The organism is Streptomyces antnestii, assembly GCF_004005495.1.
GTDB lineage: Bacteria > Actinomycetota > Actinomycetes > Streptomycetales > Streptomycetaceae > Streptomyces > Streptomyces antnestii.
On sequence record NZ_RZYA01000017.1, the window covers coordinates 33,001 to 49,973 of the forward strand.

At 71.3% G+C, this 16,973-nt stretch carries 16 protein-coding genes; 9 read left to right on the plus strand and 7 right to left on the minus strand.

Translation table 11 applies throughout. The features are described 5' to 3' along the window. Window positions 1-6 precede the first annotated feature (6 nt). Window positions 7-2,382, minus strand: coding sequence for an ABC transporter family substrate-binding protein (locus EOT10_RS29055; protein ID WP_127831326.1), 2,376 nt, complete (start codon window positions 2,380-2,382; stop codon window positions 7-9). 401 nt (window positions 2,383-2,783) lie between these two features. Here EOT10_RS29055 and EOT10_RS29060 point away from each other — a divergent pair, with 401 nt between their 5' ends. The 5 genes from EOT10_RS29060 to EOT10_RS29080 are packed head-to-tail and all read left to right on the plus strand — an operon-like array spanning window position 2,784 to window position 7,559. Beyond that, complete coding sequence (locus EOT10_RS29060; RefSeq protein WP_127831327.1) at window positions 2,784-3,071, plus strand: hypothetical protein; 288 nt, start codon at window positions 2,784-2,786, stop codon at window positions 3,069-3,071. A gap of 20 nt (window positions 3,072-3,091) precedes the next feature. Beyond that, the gene (locus tag EOT10_RS29065) at window positions 3,092-3,925 is read left to right on the plus strand and encodes a hypothetical protein (protein ID WP_127831328.1); all 834 of its coding nucleotides are present in this window, start codon (window positions 3,092-3,094) and stop codon (window positions 3,923-3,925) included. Next, window positions 3,926-5,863, plus strand: a complete 1,938-nt coding sequence (locus EOT10_RS29070; RefSeq protein WP_127831329.1) for a fumarate reductase/succinate dehydrogenase flavoprotein subunit — start codon at window positions 3,926-3,928, stop codon at window positions 5,861-5,863. Next, window positions 5,860-6,630 carry a succinate dehydrogenase/fumarate reductase iron-sulfur subunit gene (locus EOT10_RS29075; protein WP_127831330.1) on the plus strand — a complete coding sequence of 257 codons (771 nt, stop codon included), beginning with the start codon at window positions 5,860-5,862 and terminating at the stop codon, window positions 6,628-6,630. Before EOT10_RS29070 ends, EOT10_RS29075 begins: the two co-directional genes overlap by 4 nt. A 29-nt stretch (window positions 6,631-6,659) precedes the next feature. Beyond that, window positions 6,660-7,559, plus strand: a complete 900-nt coding sequence (locus EOT10_RS29080; RefSeq protein ID WP_127831331.1) for a hypothetical protein — start codon at window positions 6,660-6,662, stop codon at window positions 7,557-7,559. A gap of 32 nt (window positions 7,560-7,591) precedes the next feature. Here the strand turns inward: EOT10_RS29080 and EOT10_RS29085 are convergent, their stop codons facing one another. From EOT10_RS29085 to EOT10_RS29100, 4 genes are all read right to left on the minus strand, one after another. Next, entirely contained in the window at window positions 7,592-7,903 is a 312-nt protein-coding gene (locus tag EOT10_RS29085) for a DUF7994 family protein (RefSeq protein ID WP_127831332.1), read from the minus strand. Window positions 7,904-7,952: 49 nt separating this feature from the next. Beyond that, window positions 7,953-8,111, minus strand: coding sequence for a hypothetical protein (locus EOT10_RS29090; RefSeq protein WP_223281278.1), 159 nt, complete (start codon window positions 8,109-8,111; stop codon window positions 7,953-7,955). 108 nt (window positions 8,112-8,219) lie between these two features. Further along, window positions 8,220-9,116, minus strand: a complete 897-nt coding sequence (locus EOT10_RS29095) for a hypothetical protein (RefSeq protein WP_127831334.1) — start codon at window positions 9,114-9,116, stop codon at window positions 8,220-8,222. 74 nt (window positions 9,117-9,190) lie between these two features. Then, the gene (locus tag EOT10_RS29100; protein WP_127831335.1) at window positions 9,191-9,616 is read right to left on the minus strand and encodes an ATP-binding protein; all 426 of its coding nucleotides are present in this window, start codon (window positions 9,614-9,616) and stop codon (window positions 9,191-9,193) included. Between the two features lie 231 nt (window positions 9,617-9,847). Between EOT10_RS29100 and EOT10_RS29105 the strand changes: the two genes are divergently transcribed. The 4 genes from EOT10_RS29105 (at window position 9,848) to EOT10_RS29120 (ending at window position 13,081) form a co-directional block, all read left to right on the plus strand. After that, window positions 9,848-10,696 (plus strand): helix-turn-helix domain-containing protein, encoded by an 849-nt coding sequence (locus EOT10_RS29105; protein ID WP_127831336.1) that lies wholly within the window; start codon window positions 9,848-9,850, stop codon window positions 10,694-10,696. Between the two features lie 3 nt (window positions 10,697-10,699). Beyond that, window positions 10,700-10,891, plus strand: a complete 192-nt coding sequence (locus tag EOT10_RS29110; RefSeq protein ID WP_127831337.1) for a DUF397 domain-containing protein — start codon at window positions 10,700-10,702, stop codon at window positions 10,889-10,891. 17 nt (window positions 10,892-10,908) lie between these two features. Further along, window positions 10,909-11,391: a GNAT family N-acetyltransferase gene (locus EOT10_RS29115; protein ID WP_348539246.1), complete on the plus strand. Its 483-nt coding sequence runs from the start codon at window positions 10,909-10,911 to the stop codon at window positions 11,389-11,391. 76 nt (window positions 11,392-11,467) lie between these two features. Then, window positions 11,468-13,081, plus strand: a complete 1,614-nt coding sequence (locus EOT10_RS29120) for a TPM domain-containing protein (RefSeq protein ID WP_127831339.1) — start codon at window positions 11,468-11,470, stop codon at window positions 13,079-13,081. A 23-nt stretch (window positions 13,082-13,104) separates the two neighbouring features. Here EOT10_RS29120 and EOT10_RS29125 read toward each other — a convergent pair whose 3' ends face one another. Together EOT10_RS29125 and EOT10_RS29130 are read right to left on the minus strand one after the other, a co-directional pair. Continuing rightward, window positions 13,105-16,080, minus strand: coding sequence for a SpoIIE family protein phosphatase (locus EOT10_RS29125; protein WP_189492210.1), 2,976 nt, complete (start codon window positions 16,078-16,080; stop codon window positions 13,105-13,107). Between the two features lie 391 nt (window positions 16,081-16,471). Continuing rightward, on the minus strand, window positions 16,472-16,885 hold the full coding sequence (locus EOT10_RS29130; protein ID WP_127831340.1) for an ATP-binding protein: 414 nt from the start codon (window positions 16,883-16,885) through the stop codon (window positions 16,472-16,474). Window positions 16,886-16,973: the final 88 nt, after the last annotated feature.

Below are 16,973 nucleotides of genomic sequence, written 5' to 3' on the forward strand. Positions count from 1 at the left end.
CGCCGCTCAGCCCTCCGACCGCGCCTCGGAGGGGCTCGCGGCCGGCGAGGAGGCCGGCGCGGACCCCTTCTTGGACCCCGGCTCGGCGCCCGGCCGCGCGTTGGGCTTCAGGAAGCCCATGTCCTCGTACGCGGGCTCCTGGAAACCGAAGGCTCCCGCGTTGGCGAGGTTGCGGCGGGCGGCGACCAGCTCCGGGCGCTGATAAAGAGGAATCGATCCTGCAGCGGCCCAGATACGGGCGTCCGCCTTCTTGACCAGGGAGCGCTCCTCGCCCTCGTCCAGCGTCGAGATCGCCTGGTCGAAGAGCTGGTCGATGTGGTCCGTGCCGACCCGGGTGTAGTTCTGCTCGATCGTGAGCGAGCCGTCGGCGGCGGGCACCGGCTTGGCGTAGATCGGCCGGGCGTCGGTGGCCGGGAAGGCCGAGGCGGGCCACGAGTAGAGCGCCAGGTCGTACTGACCGGACGCGATGTGGTCCTTGAAGTAGCTGTCGCCGGCGACCTTCGCCGTCTCCGTGCGGATGCCGATCTTCTGCAGCATCTGCGAGATCTTGTCGGCGACCGTGCGCAGCGAGTCCGAGCCGGGACCCGACGGGAGCACGAAACGCAAGGTCAGGGGCTTGCCGTCCTTGGCGAGCGGACCCGCGGGGGCACCGGCGGCCGGCGCGGCCGTCCCCTTGGGGGCGTACGCGCCCGGGGCGCCGCCCTGGCCGGCGGCCTCCTTCGCGTACTGCCTGCCGTCCTGCGGGGCGGCGGCCTGCTCCTCCTCCTTCTTCCGCTCCTTGTCGGCCGCGCGCAGCTTCTGCGCGTCGGCCTGGTGCAGGAGCGCCGCGTACTGGACAGCGGCGGTGCGTCCGGGGGCGAGCGGCGGTGCCTGCCGGTCGCCGGGCTTCTGGTCGGTCTCGCCGACGATGTAGGTGCCGTCGCCGCCCTTGTCGGACTCGGTGTCGGACTTGCTGCCGGCCGTCTTCGGCTTGGGCGTCGCGTTGTCCTTCTTCAGCGGGCCGCCGGGCACCCAGCCCGCGTCCGCGAGCAGCGCCCGCGCCTCGGTGGTGTTCTGGTCGCCGAGGGCCCCGCTGTTGTCCGCGTACATCTGCTGCCCGGCCAGGGCGAGGTGGCTGCCGACCGGCCGCGCGGGCAGGCCGAGCGGCTTGAGGACGACCTCCGCGAGCTTTTTGCGGTCGATGGCGCGGGCCACGGCGCGGCGCACCCGCTCGTCGGCCAGCGGACCCTCGGAGCCGTTGAGGGCGAGCTGCGTGTAGGCGGGTTCCAGGGACTTGCGGACGACGTAGCCGTCCAGGTTCGCCTGTTCCTTCGCGTACTTTCTGAGCGCCTTGCCGGTCTTCTCGCGGGCCGCGATCTCCTCGTCGGCCGCCTTCTGGTCGTCGCCGTGCACGACGGCCCAGGACCGCAGGGCCTGCGCGGGCGTGCGGCCGGCGCCGGAGCCCTGGGCGAGCGGGCCCGACGCGCCCTTCCCGCGGCCGGCGGCCGCCACGCGGGACGCGTCCTCGGGGTCGATGGCGGCCAGGTCGAGCGTGCCCGCGGCGAGCGCGGCGGCCCGCTTGTCGCGGGCAACGGTCTTCAGGACGATCTTGTCCAGCTTGGGCTGGCGGCCCCACCAGCGCGGGTTCCGCACCAGCGTGACGTCCTTGGCATCACGGTCGATCTCCTTGATCGAGAACGGGCCGGCGGTGACCTTCAGCCCTCGCCGGGTCCCCTCGTTGAAGGCGTCCGGGGTCCCCATGACGTCCTTGGGGTACAGCGGCGAGAACAGCGAGCGCCAGTCCGCGTACGGCTTGGCGAAGGTGACCTGCACCTCCAGGTTGTTCTTGCCGCGCTCGATCTTCTCGATGCGGTCGTAGCCGGCGTTGTGGGCCGTCCAGAACGCGGAGTCCTTGCCGGACAGGGCGCGCCACTGGGCGGCGAAGTCGGCGGCGCCGATCTCGCGGCCGTCGCTCCACACCGCCTGCTGGTTGAGCTTGTACAGGACGACCTGCTTGGGCTCGGTCTTGATGACCTCGGCCTTCTCCAGGTAGTCCGCGTCCCGCTTCGGCCGGCCCTGGCTGTCCATCCGGTACATCGAGGGGAGCACGGCACCGGCGATACGGGAGGTGCCCGCGTCGGCGTCGGACTGGAAGGAGTTGAGCGTCCCCGGCAGGGCGTCGAGCGCCCAGCGCAGAGTGCCGCCGTCGGCGACATCGGCGCGCACCGCGGGCGCGATGTCCTGGCGGGCTGCCGGGCTGCTGGTCTGGTCGTCGTCCGAGCCACCGCAGCCGGCCAGGGCCGTCACGGTGAGCGCCCCCGACACGAGGAACGCGGCCGAGCGCAGGACGGGACGCCGCGCGGGACGCCTGGCGGGGCGCGATGTGGCGCCGTCATGGGACATCACGGGTACCTCCGGGGCTAGCCCGGCCGCCCGCTTACCAGGACCGGGCCGGGTTTGATCACGTTTGGCGGTATATGGAGCTGATCACATCTATCGCCCCACTGAAATCGACGGGTCCAGCACGTCGTCGGCGACACGGCGAAAGGCGCCCCGAACCCCACTCGTGCGGCGCAATGTGCGCCCCCCCCAGGGGCGCGGGGAACTGCGCGACCAGCCCCCCACATCCCCGCACCCGCCGACGAAACCCCCGCCACCCGGCCCCTGAGGCGCCGCCGGTCAGGGGGCGCACGCCACCCCGCGCAACAGCAATCCGCGCAGATCCCTTCACAAGGTAAGATGTGACGCGCGACACTCGCAGGCGCATGAGCATCTCCGCCGAACCAGCGGAAGCGAGGCAAGTCATGTCCGTGAACGACGACTTGACGGCAGCGGATCGCTGCCTCGATGAGCTGCGCCGGACCGTGGAGCGCCTGGAGCGGCAACTCGGCGGCGGCCTGGACGTCCGGCGCGTACGCACCGACACCGACCATCTGCGCGAGAGCGTCGCCCTGCTGCGGGCGGCCTCGGCCGCCCCCGCACCGCCGCGCCGGCCCGAACCCGTACCCGTCCCCGAGACCCCGTACGACAGCTCGCTCTGGACCGACTCGGACGACGAAGGACTCGGCGCCCGGGACCGGCACGCCCCCTGACCCTCTGAGCGGAGGCTTCGTTGGCCACCGGCACGGAACCCCATCCCCCGAGCAGCGCCGGCGCGCAAGGCGTCCGGGACAGGTCGCGCGCCACGATCGCGGCCGGACACCTGCGCACCGACCGCTGGTGGCTGGCGCCCGCCGGCACCGCCGCGGGACTGCTCGCCTTCGTCGTCTACTCGACCTGGCGGGCCTTCGCAAACGCGGACTACTACCACGCGCCGTACGTGTCGCCGTTCTACTCCCCGTGCCTCGCGCAGAACTGCAAGCCGATGCACGCGGGCCCCAACTGGGAGATCTTCGGCCCCTGGTGGGGCCTGTCCCCGGCCCTGCTCATCCTGATCTTCCCGCTCGGCTTCCGGCTGACCTGCTACTACTACCGGAAGGCCTACTACCGCGGGTTCTGGGCGTCACCGCCCGCCTGCGCGGTCCCGGAACCCCACAAGAAGTACACGGGCGAGACCCGCTTCCCCCTGATCCTGCAGAACGTCCACCGCTACTTCTTCTACGCGGCGCTCGTCGTGGCGGGCATCCTCACGTACGACACCGTTCTCTCGTTCCGCAACGAGAAGTACGAGTGGGGCCACATGGGCCTCGGCACGCTCGTCTTCCTCCTGAACATCACGCTGATCTGGGCGTACACCCTGTCCTGCCACTCGTGCCGGCATATCGTCGGCGGCCGCCTCAAACACTTCTCGAAGCATCCCGTGCGCTATCGGCTGTGGGGGTGGGTGAGCAAGCTGAATGGACGTCACATGCTGCTCGCCTGGGCCTCATTGGTGAGCGTCGCGCTCGCCGATTTCTACGTGTACCTGCTCGCCTCTGGCGCCTTCGACGATCCGAGGTTTTTCTGAATGTCTGTGGTGGAGCGGCAGCAGTGGGACGTCGTCGTGGTGGGCGCGGGCGGCGCGGGCCTGCGGGCGGCGATCGAGGCGCGTGAGCGCGGCGCGCGGACCGCGGTGATCTGCAAGTCCCTGTTCGGCAAGGCGCACACCGTGATGGCCGAGGGCGGCATCGCCGCGGCCATGGGGAACGTGAACTCCCATGACAGCTGGCAGGTCCACTTCCGGGACACGATGCGCGGCGGCAAGTTCCTCAACCAGTGGCGCATGGCCGAGCTGCACGCGCGCGAGGCACCCGACCGGGTGTGGGAACTGGAGACGTGGGGCGCGCTCTTCGACCGGACCGCGGACGGCCGGATCGCGCAGCGCAACTTCGGCGGGCACGAGTACCCGCGCCTCGCGCACGTCGGTGACCGCACGGGCCTGGAGTTGATCCGCACGCTCCAGCAGAAGATCGTCGCGCTCCAGCAGGAGGACTTCAAGGAGTACGGCGACTACGAGGCCCGCCTGAAGGTATTCCAGGAGTGCACGGTCACGCGCGTACTGAAGGACGGCGAGGTCGTCTCCGGCACGTTCTGCTACGAGCGCGAGAGCGGCCGCTTCTTCGTCCTCGAAGCCCCGAGCGTGGTGCTGGCGACGGGCGGCATCGGCAAGTCGTTCAAGGTGACGTCGAACTCGTGGGAGTACACGGGCGACGGGCACGCCCTTGCCCTGCTCGCGGGCGCGCCCCTGCTGAACATGGAGTTCGTGCAGTTCCACCCGACGGGCATGGTCTGGCCTCCGTCGGTGAAGGGCATCCTCGTCACCGAGTCGGTCCGCGGCGACGGCGGAGTGCTGCGCAACTCCGAGGGCAAGCGGTTCATGTTCGACTACGTCCCCGACGTCTTCAAGGAGAAGTACGCCGAGTCGGAGGCCGAGGGCGACCGCTGGTACGACGACCCGGACCACAACCGGCGCCCGCCCGAGCTGCTGCCCCGCGACGAGGTGGCGCGCGCCATCAACTCCGAGGTGAAGGCGGGCCGCGGCTCCCCGCACGGCGGTGTCTTCCTCGACGTCTCGACGCGCATGCCGGCCGAGCGCATCCGGCGCCGACTGCCGTCCATGTACCACCAGTTCAAGGAGCTGGCGGACGTCGACATCACGGCCGAGCCGATGGAGGTCGGCCCGACCTGCCACTACGTGATGGGCGGCATCGCCGTCGACTCGGACACGGCGGCGGCGCACGGGGTGCCGGGCCTGTTCGCGGCCGGTGAGGTCGCGGGCGGCATGCACGGCTCGAACCGCCTCGGCGGCAACTCCCTGTCCGACCTCCTCGTCTTCGGCCGGCGCGCCGGACTGCACGCGGCCGAGTACGCGGCGCGGCTCTCCGCGGGGAACGGGCGCCCCGTCGTCGACGCGCCCCAGGTCGACGCGGCCGCGGCGGAGGCGCTGCGCCCGTTCTCCGCGGAGGGCCCGGCCGACGGGGGCGTCGCCGAGAACCCGTACACCCTCCATCAGGAGCTCCAGCACGCCATGAACGACCTGGTCGGCATCATCCGCCGTGAGGAGGAGATGACCGAGGCGCTCGACCGGCTCGCCGCGCTGCGGCTGCGGGCGCGGCGGGCCGGGGTCGAGGGGCACCGCCAGTTCAACCCGGGCTGGCATCTCGCGCTCGACCTGCGCAACATGCTGCTCGTCAGCGAGTGCGTGGCGCGGGCCGCCCTTGAGCGCACGGAGTCGCGCGGCGGCCACACCCGCGAGGACCACCCGACGATGGACCGCGCCTGGCGCCGCACGAACCTGCTGTGCCAACTCGTCGACCCCACAGGAGGGTTGGCGGCCACGGACCCGGTCCGCGGCCAGATCGACCTCGTCCGCGTCACCACCGAACCCATCCGCCCGGACCTGCTCGCCCTCTTCGAGAAGGACGAGCTGGTCAAGTACCTCGCCGAAGAGGAGCTGTACGAGTGAGTTCGTACGACGCGCGTTTCAGGGTCTGGCGCGGGGACGCCGGCGGCGGCGACCTGGCGGACTTCTCCGTCGAGGTGAACGACGGCGAGGTCGTCCTCGACATCATCCACCGGATCCAGGCGACCCAGGCGTCCGACCTGGCGGTCCGCTGGAACTGCAAGGCGGGCAAGTGCGGTTCGTGCTCGGCGGAGATCAACGGCCGGCCCCGCCTGATGTGCATGACCCGCATGTCGGTCTTCGACCGCGAGGACGTCATCACGGTGACGCCGCTACGCGCCTTCCCGGTGGTCCGGGACCTGGTCACGGACGTCGGCTTCAACTACACGAAGGCCCGCGAGATCCCGGCCTTCGTACCGCCCTCCGACCTCGGCCCCGGCGAGTACCGCATGCAGCAGGAGGACGTGGACCGCTCGCAGGAGTTCCGCAAGTGCATCGAGTGCTTCCTGTGCCAGGACACGTGCCACGTGGTCCGCGACCACGAGGAGAACAAGACCGCCTTCGCCGGTCCGCGCTTCCTGATGCGCGTCGCCGAACTCGACATGCACCCCCTGGACGCGGCGTCGTCCTCCGGCCTGGACCGCAAACGCACCGCCCAGGAGGACCACGGCCTCGGCTACTGCAACATCACGAAGTGCTGCACGGAGGTCTGCCCCGAGGGCATCCACATCACGGACAACGCCCTGATCCCCTTGAAGGAGAGGGCAGTTGACCGCAAGTACGACCCGGTGGTGTGGCTGGGGGATCGGATCAGGCGACGGAAGGGGTGAGCCACGGCCGCTGTGCCAGACTGCGGCGCATGCGGAATTCTGCGGGGCCTCTCGGGGCGGTTGTGCTCGCCGGAGTGATGGCGGCCGGGGCGACGGGCTGCTCGTCGGATGACGGCGGCAGCGGGTCACACCTGACGCGGGCACTGAGAACCCTCCCCGCGTCGGCCGACCGCGAAGGCGTCACCTACATCGACGTGCCGACAGCACGGAAGCTGTGCGCGAAGGACCGGAAGCAGTACATGGTCCTGTGCGGCCTCGGCATCCAGGAGCTCACCGAACTCGGTTACCGGGGTGGCTCGTTGAAGGGCGATTGGGGCTTCGACGACAAGGACGTAGACACGTCACTCATGGTGGGCAACGGTTCGTCACGCCTGGCCGGAAAGTTCGACACGGAGACCATCAGCCGCGCCATGAAGAAGCGGGGCTACCGGGCCGCCACCCATGACGGAGACGTCAGCCTGCGCAAGTCGGGCGCCACCGCCGTCGACGTCTCCGGCACGGTCCGTGTCACGCATCAGTCCAAGTCCCCGAAGCTCACCCTCACCACGCCGGACAGAACGCTGGCCGACGACGAGGCGTACGCGACGGTCAGCACATGCATGGGGGACGCGTACGAGGCGACGTTCTACGGAAAGCGGAAGACTTCCCACAGCGTCGTACTGTCCGGAATCGGTGGCCGCCTCGCCGATGACGGCTCGTCGTCGGAGAAACTCTGCGCACTGACGTCCTCCAGGAAGGCCGCCGAGAAGACGGCGACCGCACTGCGCAAGGAAACCGAACCCGGGAGGGCGTACGCGGGCACGAAGGTGACCGTGGGCGGGGGCGACACACCGCTGGTGACGATGAGCTGGAAGAACAGCCGGGAAATGAGCCATCGGCCGATGGCCAACAATCAGACGCTCAGCCTGCCGTACGCGATGATCAAGTGACGCCCAGGCACAGCCGGCCCGGCCGCTCGGGGTCAGGCGGCGGGTTCCGTGCGGTCGTGGCCCTGGCGCTGGGCAAGCATCTGGCAGGCCATGCCGCCGAGGAAGAGGCCCGTACCGACCACGAACACGGCATCGATCGCCATGTCCGAGTGGGCGACGGGGTACAGCGAGGGAACGGCCATGCCCAGAGCCATCACGATCGCTCCGGCCCCCCACAGCCTGGGCCGCAGGACGCGCCTCCCCACCCAGGGCGGCAGCACCCGCCCGGTCCTGATCGCCACGACCCCCGACACGGCGACCAGCACCCACAGTGCGGCTGCGACGCCTACGAGATACCAGTGCACCGGGAAACCCTTCCGCTGAGCGAAGCCAACCGTTGGCTCGAGGCCCGCCCTAGACCTCCCGCTCCTCCCCATCTTCCCGGAACAGCTCCTCGGTGTCAGCGGCCGTGACGGCGAGGTCGAGCCAGCGGTTGAGGGTGTCGGGGTCGGTGCAGGACGCGATGCGCTCCCGGGCGGCCTCGGAGACGGGGACGGCGCGCGCCTCCAGCACACGGAGGATCGAACCGGCTTGCCCCTCGGCCCTGCCTTCCGCAATACCCTCGGCCTTGCCTTCCAGGTACGCCTCTTCCCGGTACGATCCCCGTCCCGGGAAACGGCATCAGCTCTCCGGGTCCTCGGCGAACAGTTCCGCGCTGTCCGTCACCGTCACGGCGAGGTCGAGCCAGTGGTTGAGGGTGTCGGGGTCGTTGCAGGACGTGATGCGCTCCCGGGCGGCCTCGGAGACGGGAACGGCGCGCTGCTCCAGCACGCGGAGGATCGAACCGGCTTGCCCCTCCGCGGTGCCCACGGCCTTGCCCTCCAGGTAAGCCTCCTCGCGGAACGTGCCCCGGCCCGGGAAGTAGGTGACGAACGTCATCAGCTCTCTCCATGTCGCTCTGGCCGGGGTGTCCCCCAGGCCGATGTCCAGCATTTCGGAGTAGTACTCGGCGGACCTCTCGTCCGTCGCCCGCAGGGCACGAGCCAGGGCCTCAAGTATGGCCGGAGCATCCCTGCTGCGGCCATGCGTCATGGCCGAGAATGTCGCCATTGCCAGATCTCGTGCCGCCACCGACGCATCGGTGATCACCGGCACGTTGTCGGGGCCCAGGACCAGCGGGTGCGTGCTCTGCGCCGTCCATCCGTCGACGCCGCAGGTGAAGGGCCCGCACGCCCAGCTCGCTGTGGACCGCTCCTGGCAGACCACCAGGAGCAGTACCAGTAGGTCGTACTTCGCCTTCAGATACGCGACGTAGTACGCCCAGCTCGACCCCTTCCTCTCGTCGCGCCGCCCCTGCGCCTCGATGGCGAGCAGGAACGCCTCCCCTTCGGACGGTTCGATCCGCAGCACGCTGTCCACCCGGCGTTCGAGGGGACGGATCTCCGTCACGTCGGCGGCGAGTACTTCCACCACCGCTTTCGCGGGGATGGGAACACCCAGGAGCCCGAACACGGGCGTGAGGATCTCTGGTCGGTCCTGGAAGATCCGATGAGAGGCCTCGTGTGGCGATGTGACCATGGGAGGAACCTAAGCGGCTCGGGCGGCGCGATGGCCGGGTGACGGGAAGGGATCACGCTTTCGAGTAACTGCCTTCATGCGGTTGCCAGTTCGCACCAGACGTATTTGCCCGTGTCCCCCGTGCTCGTGAGCGGGTACCAGCCCCAGCCGTCCGCACAGCCGCGTACGAGCGTGAGCCCGCGCCCCGCTTCCGCGTCGGCGGCTGCCACATGCAGAGGGGGCGTGGGTGGAGTCGGGTCCGCGTCCCATACGCCGATACGGAGGATCAGGCCGGTCCAGCGCAGCCTGAGCGCGGCGGGGCCCTTGGTATGACGCAGCGCGTTGGAGACCAGCTCGGCGGCCAGCAGTTCGGCGACCTCCGCGATGCGGGGCAGGTCATGGGCCGTAAGGATCAGCCGCAGGGTGCGGCGGCTGATGGGGATCGCGCGGGCATCGTGCGGGATGTAGAGCGTGTACTCCCACGGTTCGGCTTCGCCGTCGGGGCTGCGGCTTTCGGGCATGCGGGACTCCTGGTCAGGGAGGGTGAGTTCGGGCGAACGGTGGCCTTGTCACCGACGTCATGGCATGACGGGGTGGTGCACTTCCGGTGACCCGGGGTACCAGCATGTATGGGATACGTCACTGACAGTAGAGACTAAGGTTAGTCCGACGCAACCCGTTGTCGTACTCTTGTCACCCACAGCGGTGAACAACTGCCTTATCTGTGACTGGTGTTGAACAAGGGGGTGCGCATGCCTCGGAAACAGCCGACGGCCCGCCAGGAGCGACTCGGCCGCGAGCTGCGCAAGTTGCGCGAGGCCGCCGGACTGACAGCTCGCGAGGCCGCACGGCTGCTCGGTGCGGTCCCAGTAACGATGAGCCAGATCGAGTCCGGAGTCGCCGGTGTCAGTGAAACCCGGGTGCGACGGCTGGCGGCTCACTACGACTGCGCGGACGCCGAGTTGATCGACGCCTTGGTCGAGATCGCCACGGACCGTACGCGCGGCTGGTGGGAGGACTACCGCGACGCGCTGTCGCCCGCCTTCCTGGACCTGGCCGAACTGGAGCATCACGCCACCTCCATGCAGGTGATCGGCACCGCCCACGTACCCGGGCTGCTGCAGACCGAGGATTACGCCCGCGCCGTACTCGCCTACCGGGTCCCGGAGCTCCCGGAAGCCGAGTTGGCGCCGAGGGTGGCGCACCGGATGCGGCGGAGATCCGTCCTCTCCCGCGAGGGAGCAGCACCGTTCGAGGCCGTAATTCACGAGTCCGTACTGCGAACGCGCGTCGCGGACCGCCGGGTAGCCCGGGAACAACTCGTCGAACTCCTGGCCCAGTCGGAACGACCGAACATCACTCTCCGGGTGATCCCGTTCGATGTCGACGGCTTCGGCGGTGCGAGCTCGATGATGCTTTACACGGCGGGGCGGGTGCCCGCATTGGACACCGTTCAGCGGGACGCGCCCTACGGATCTGTCTTTCTGGACGCCGCCGCTCAACTCCTGGCCATGCGAACACTCTTCCGTAAGGTGGAGTCTGTAGCGCTCGAGCCCGCCGAGTCGCGGGACTACATCCACCGCCTCGCGAAGGAACTGTGAGTCATGGTCCAGTGGCAGAAGTCCTCGTTTTCCGGACCCGGCGACGGCAACGAATGCGTGGAACTTGCCGATGCTGACGGCACGCTGCTCGTGCGCGAAAGCGATGACCCCGACATAGAACTGACCGCGGCCCCTGCCGCGCTCGCGCAGCTCCTCCTCGGCGTGAAGTCCGGGCGAATCGGATCCGTCCGCTGACCCCCGGCGACGTACGGATCGCCGCGTGCCGTGAAGGCGACCTCGTCGCTCTCGACCGTCACCTTCCCTCCCCCTCCCACCCCCGCCGCTACACCCGCCAGCTCGCCGGGCTCGGGACCCTGCTGGTCGCCTGGGACGGTGGACAGCCCGTCGGGCACTGCGAGGTGCGGTGGGACGGGTGCGCCGCCGCGGAGGTGCGGGGCGTGGTCGGTGACTGTCCCGAGGTCAACGGGCTCTTCGTGTGGCCCGAGAGCCTGCGCCGCCACGGCATCGGCACCGCCCTCATCACCACCGCCGAGGACCTCGTACGCGACCGGAGCGGCCCCCGCATCGGGCTCGGCGTCAAGGACGGGAACACGCGCGCCGCCGCCCTCTACGTCCGGCTCGGCTACCGGCCCGCCGTCCCCCGCTACCTCGACCGGTGGTCGTACGTGGACCAGGACGGCCGGATGCATGACAACGCCGACCCGTGCGCCTTCCTGGTCAAGGAGTTGGGGTGACGCCGACGCCTCCTCCCCGGGCCGTGTGGGGGCGCCCCGGTCGCGGACCCCCGGAACCGGTCATACGCTCCCAACTGTGACGCCGCTTCCGAGCACGCTCTGCTGGGGCCTCTGGGTCCTGCCGCCCGGCGCCACCGTCCGCGTCGCCGGCGTCTCCGTCACGCTCGCGGGCCGCTCCGAGCCGAGCTATACCGCCGCTGACCTGGTGCTGCCCCTCCTCGCGGCGGGCGGGGCCGTCACGGTCGCGGCCCTCACGTACACCCGCCGCAAGAGGCGTACGAACACCCGCACCACCCCCGGCGGCGGCCCTCACGTCATGTCCCTGCCCGAGCTCGACCGGCAGGCCAGGCGGCTGCTCGTGGAGAGCGACGACGCGATCCTCACCAGCACGGAGGAACTCGGCTTCGCCGCAGCCCAGTTCGGCGACGCGGCCGTCAAGCCGTTCACCGAGGCCGTGGCGTACGCGCAGGGCGAGTTGAGCGCCGCGTTCCGGCTGCGCGCGCAGCTCGACGACATCCGCCGGGGGGACGACGTGTCGAAGCGGCGGACGCTGGACGAGATCGTCAGCCGCTGCACCGAGGCGGGGCGCAGGCTCGACGCCGAGGCCGCGGACTTCGACGGGCTGCGGGCCCTGGAGCGCACCGCGCCCGACGCCCTCGCGCACGCGGAGGCCGTCGCCGGTGAGCTGGCCGCCCGTACCGCCACCGCCGGAGAGACCCTGACGGCACTCGGCTCCCGTTACGCGCACTCCGCCCTGCTGCCCGTGGAAGGCCACGTCGGGCAAGCCAGGGACCGCCTGGTGTTCGCCACGACGAACCTCGGCCGGGCCAGGGACTGCACAGGATCAGGCGACAACGAGCGCGCGGCCGTGTTCCTGCGGGCCGCCGAGTCGGCCCTCGATCAGGCCCGCATCTTCCTGGACGGCGTCGACCGGCGCCGCCGTGAGCTGGCCGAGGCCGACGAGCGGTTGCCCGGCGCGCTCGCCGAGGCCGACACCGACATCGCGGCGGCACGCGCGCTCCCGCACCTCACGGGGGATCTGCGGGGGCACGTCATCGGCATGGAGAGCGTCGCCGTGCGCGTGCGCGGGGCGATGGCCGCCGGTCCGCACGATCCTCTAGACGCGCTGCGGCGGGTGACGGAGGCCGCCGCGGCGCTCGACGCGTCCTTGGGAGAGGTCAGCAAACGCGAGGCCGGCACTGAGCGGGCCCGCTCCCTGCTCGGCCGGGCGGAACTCACCGCCCGCAGCAGCGTCGCCGCGGCGTCGGACTTCGTCTGCACGCACCGCCGGGCCGTGGGCAGCGAGGCCCGCACCTGGCTCTCCGAGGCGCGACGGCATCTGGAGAGCGTACGGACGGCTACGGCTACGGCTACGGCTACGGCTACGGCTACGGCTACGAACGGGGATGCGGCCGCCGCCGCACCGGCCGCCACACCTGCCTCCGCCCTGGCCGATGCCCAGCGGGCCGACGCGCTGGCCCGGGAGGCACAGCGGCTCGCCGAGCGGGACGTGCGGGCCTTCGGGAATCCGTATGGGGAGGGCGGCGGGCAGGGCACCGGGGGCGCGGTGCTCGGCGGGATCGTCCTCGGCGAGCCGGAAAGCGGGGCCGGCGGTGGGCCCGGGAGTTTCGGCGGGAGCGAGACCCGTGGCCGCAGGGGCGGCGGGCGGTTCCAGGGGGACACCCCCTGACTGCCCACCCGCCCGGCAGGGACTCAGTACAGGCTGAGCAGCGCCTCCGTCGGGTCGACGGCCGTCGAGTCGCCGTCCGGCAGCGGGAGTTCGAACCAGACCGTCTTCCCGCGCGGTGTCCTGCGCGAGCCCCAGGAGGCGCTGAGCAGACCGACGAGCTGAAGCCCGCGGCCGCCCTCGTCGGTGTCGCGGGCGCGGCGGCGGCGCGGCTGGACGAGGCCCGCGTCCCACACCTCGCACACGAGGGTGCGGTCGAGCAGCAGCCGTAGCCGGATGTCGCCCTCGCCGTACCGCAGCGCGTTGGTGACCAGCTCGCTGACGAGGAGTTCGGTGGTGTCGACGAGCGCGTCCAGGTCCCAGCGGGTGAGCCGGTCACGGGTGAGCTCGCGGGCGCGGCCGACGGACTTGGGCTCGCGCGGCAGTGTCCAGTCGCCCACCGCCTCCGCGGGAAGCCCCTGGACGCGGGCCATGAGGAGCGCGATGTCGTCCTCGCCGTGGTGCGTGTCGAGGGTGTTCAGGACGTGGTCGCACACGTCTTCGAGGGCGGGCGAGGGGTCGTCGAGGGCGCTGCGGAACGCGGACAGGCCCTCGTCGAGCGGATGGTCGCGGGACTCGACGAGCCCGTCGGTGTAGAGGGCGAGGAGGGAGCCCTCGGGCAGCTCGACCTCGACCTCCTCGAAGGGCTCACCGCCGACGCCGAGCGGCATCCCCGGCGGTACGTCGAGCATGAGCGCGCCCTCGCCCGGCTCGACGAGGACGGGCGGCAGATGGCCCGCGTTGGCGAAGGTACAGCGGCGGGTCACGGCGTCGTAGACCGCGTACACGCAGGTGGCGAGGTAGACCTCGGAGAGGTCGGCGTCCCCGGGTCTGCGGGCGGCGCGGGTGGCCTGCTGGACGCCGCCGCGCGGGCCGACGGCCGCGGAGGACGGGCCGCCGGGCGCGCCTAGGCCGCGGGCGATCTCGTCGAGCGCGGAAAGCACCTCCGCGGGTTCGAGGTCGAGGAGCGCCAACGTCCGTACGGCGGTGCGCAGTTCACCCATGGCGACGGCGGCGCGCAGGCCGCGTCCCATGACGTCGCCGACGACGAGGGCGGTCCGGTGGCCGGGCAGCTCGATGACGTCGAACCAGTCGCCGCCGACCTCGGTCGCCGCGTTGCCCGGCAGATAGCGGCAGGCGATGTCGAGGCCGGACGCCTCGGGGTCGTCCGGCGGGAGCAGGGACCGCTGGAGTATCAGGGCGCGTTCGTGCTCGCGCCGGTAGAGGCGGGCGTTGTCGATGCAGACGGCGGCGCGGGAGGCGAGTTCGACGGCGAGGGCGCGGTCACGGTCGTTGAACGGCTCGCTGCCCTTCGTACGGGCGAAGCGGGCGAGGCCGACGACGGTGTCGTGCGCGACCATCGGCACGGCGAGCGTGGACTGGATGAGGGTAACGGCCGCCGCGGGGACGAACTGGGGGCGGGCGGTGCGCAGGGCGTCCGCGCAGGGCGAGTTGAAGGAGTAGCGGTGGACGGCGCCGACGTCGACGGCACCGTCTCCGCCGGTCGCTTCGAGGTAGGGCACGTCGGCGACGGCGCTCGCGGCGGCGACCCTGCGCAGTTCGGCGCTGCCGTCGGCGAGGCTGCGGCTGTTGAGCGCGGACTCGTCGCCGGCGAGGAGGCCCTGGTAGAGGTCGACGGAGGCGAGGTCGCAGAAGCCGGGGACGACGACGTCGAGGAGTTCGCGGGCGGTGGTCTCCAGGTCGAGGGAGTTGCCGATGCGGGCGCCGGCCTCGTTGAGGAGGGCGAGGTTGCGGCGGGCGTGGGCGGCCTCGCGGGCGGCGGCGTGGCGCCGGGTGACGTCGGTGGCGAGCCCGGCGACGCCGATGGGGCGGCCGCTGCCGCTGTGCACGCGGTAGAGGTTGATCGACCAGTGGCGGCGCTCGGCGGAGTCGGGCGCGGGCCCGACGAGCTGCATGTCGGTGACGGCCTCGCCGGTCTCCAGGACACGGCGCAGGGCGGCCTGGACGCGGTCGGCCTCGCCGCGCGGCAGGTAGTCGTGGACGGTGCGGCCGCGGTGGTCGTCGGCCCGGCCGCCGAAGACCGCGGCGAAGGGCCGGTTGGCCCGCTGCACCTTGAGGTCGGTGCCGAACAGCAGGAAGCCGAAAGGAGATTGGCCGAAAATGGCCTGCGAGGCCGCGAGGTCGGTCTCGATGCGGCGCAGGGCCCGGACGTCGACGACGATACAGACGGCGGCGCGCTCGCCGGACTCCGTCTCGGTCGGCATCACATAGACCTCGGCGATCCCCTCGGTCACATGCGGTGCGCCTCGGCGCGGCCGGGCGACGTACGTCTCGCCGGCCTGCGTTGCCCTGCCGGAGTACGTCTCGCCGGCCTGCGTTGCCCTGCCGGAGTACGTCTCGCCGGCCTGCGTTGCCCTGCCGGAGTACGTCTCGCCGGCTTGCGAGGTCCTGGCGGAGTACGCCTCACCGGTCTGCGAGGCCCCGGTCACGTGTGCCTGGCCGGGCTGCGGCTGCGGCGCTCCGGACCACGCGTCGCGCTCGGCCGACGGCCGGGGGACGTCGGGGCGCTCCGAGGCGGGGCCGCCGGGCGCGTCCGCCGACGGGTCGGGCGACGGGTCGGGGGACGGGGTAGGCGACGGGTCGATCGACGGGTCGGCCGGCATCCGGAAGGGGACGACGCCCGTCCACTCACGGCCGTCCAGGATCTCCGCCATCTTGCGGTGCCCGCGCTCGCGCAGCTCCGCCGGGACGAACGCCTCGATGGGGTCCTTGCCGATGGCCTCCCGCGCGGTGACGCCGAAGAGCTGCGCCGCGCGCCGGCTCCACTGGTCGATGAGGCCGTCGGGGCCGATGGAGAAGGAGGCGACCTTGATGTAGTCGTACATGGAGCCGGGCGGACTGCTCTGCCAGGTCTCGGCCCGGGGCGCGTCTGCAGCGTCCCGCGCGGCCGCCCGGTCCGAGGCACCCTCGGACGACGTGGCCTTCGCTGGTATCTCGCTCACGCGAACCGTCCCCTCCAGCTCACCGCGTCCGGCACCGGTCACCGGGGCGGCTGCCCGCAGTATCCAGCACTACGGAGCCGCGCAACACGGTGTTCACGATCACACCACGGTCCTGACGCTTTTTGGCCCGTCCGCGCATAACAGGACGGCAACCAGGATCACGTCCGATCCGTACCCGGTCTTCGCTCGTACGCCCCTCGGTCTCCCCCGGCTTTTCCTCGCCTTTGCCCTCGCCTGTACCCCTCGCCTTTGCCCCGCCCTTCGCCGATCGGATCAGCGTGCTTCCCTTCGCCGCTCCCCTTCTCCTAACCGGCGAGGGTTCCTCTTAACCGGCGAGGCACGATCGGACCGGCGAGGCACGATCGGAAACGGCAGGCGCGGCGGCGGCGCGTCAGTGCCGGGCGGGCAGGGTCAGCTCGAACCAGACCGTCTTGCCCGTGTCGTCGGGCCACGTCCCCCAGCGCCGCGCGGACCCCGCGACCAGCTGGAGCCCCCGCCCGCTCTCCTCCTCGGGTCCGGCGACGCGCTCGCACGGCGGATCCGGAAGGGGATCGGAGACTTCCACCCGCAGGGTGTCCGCCGGATCCGACGAACGCACGAGGCGTACGCCGATGGGGCCGGAGGCGTGCCGGAGCGCGTTGGTCACCAGCTCGCTGACGAGTAGTTCGGTGACGTCTTCGAGCGATTCGAGCCCCCAGGCGCCGAGCTGACCGCGGACGGCGGCACGGGCGGAGCGGACTGTGCCCGGCTCCTCGGGGAAGACCCACTCGGCACACTCCCCGTCAGTGTCGATCACGCGGATCACTTCCCAGAGAGCAGTTGAACCCCGTCCACCCCTTCGGACCGAGTCCGATTTCGTAGGGTTAATCGGGATATACCCGGGCAGGGGCGCG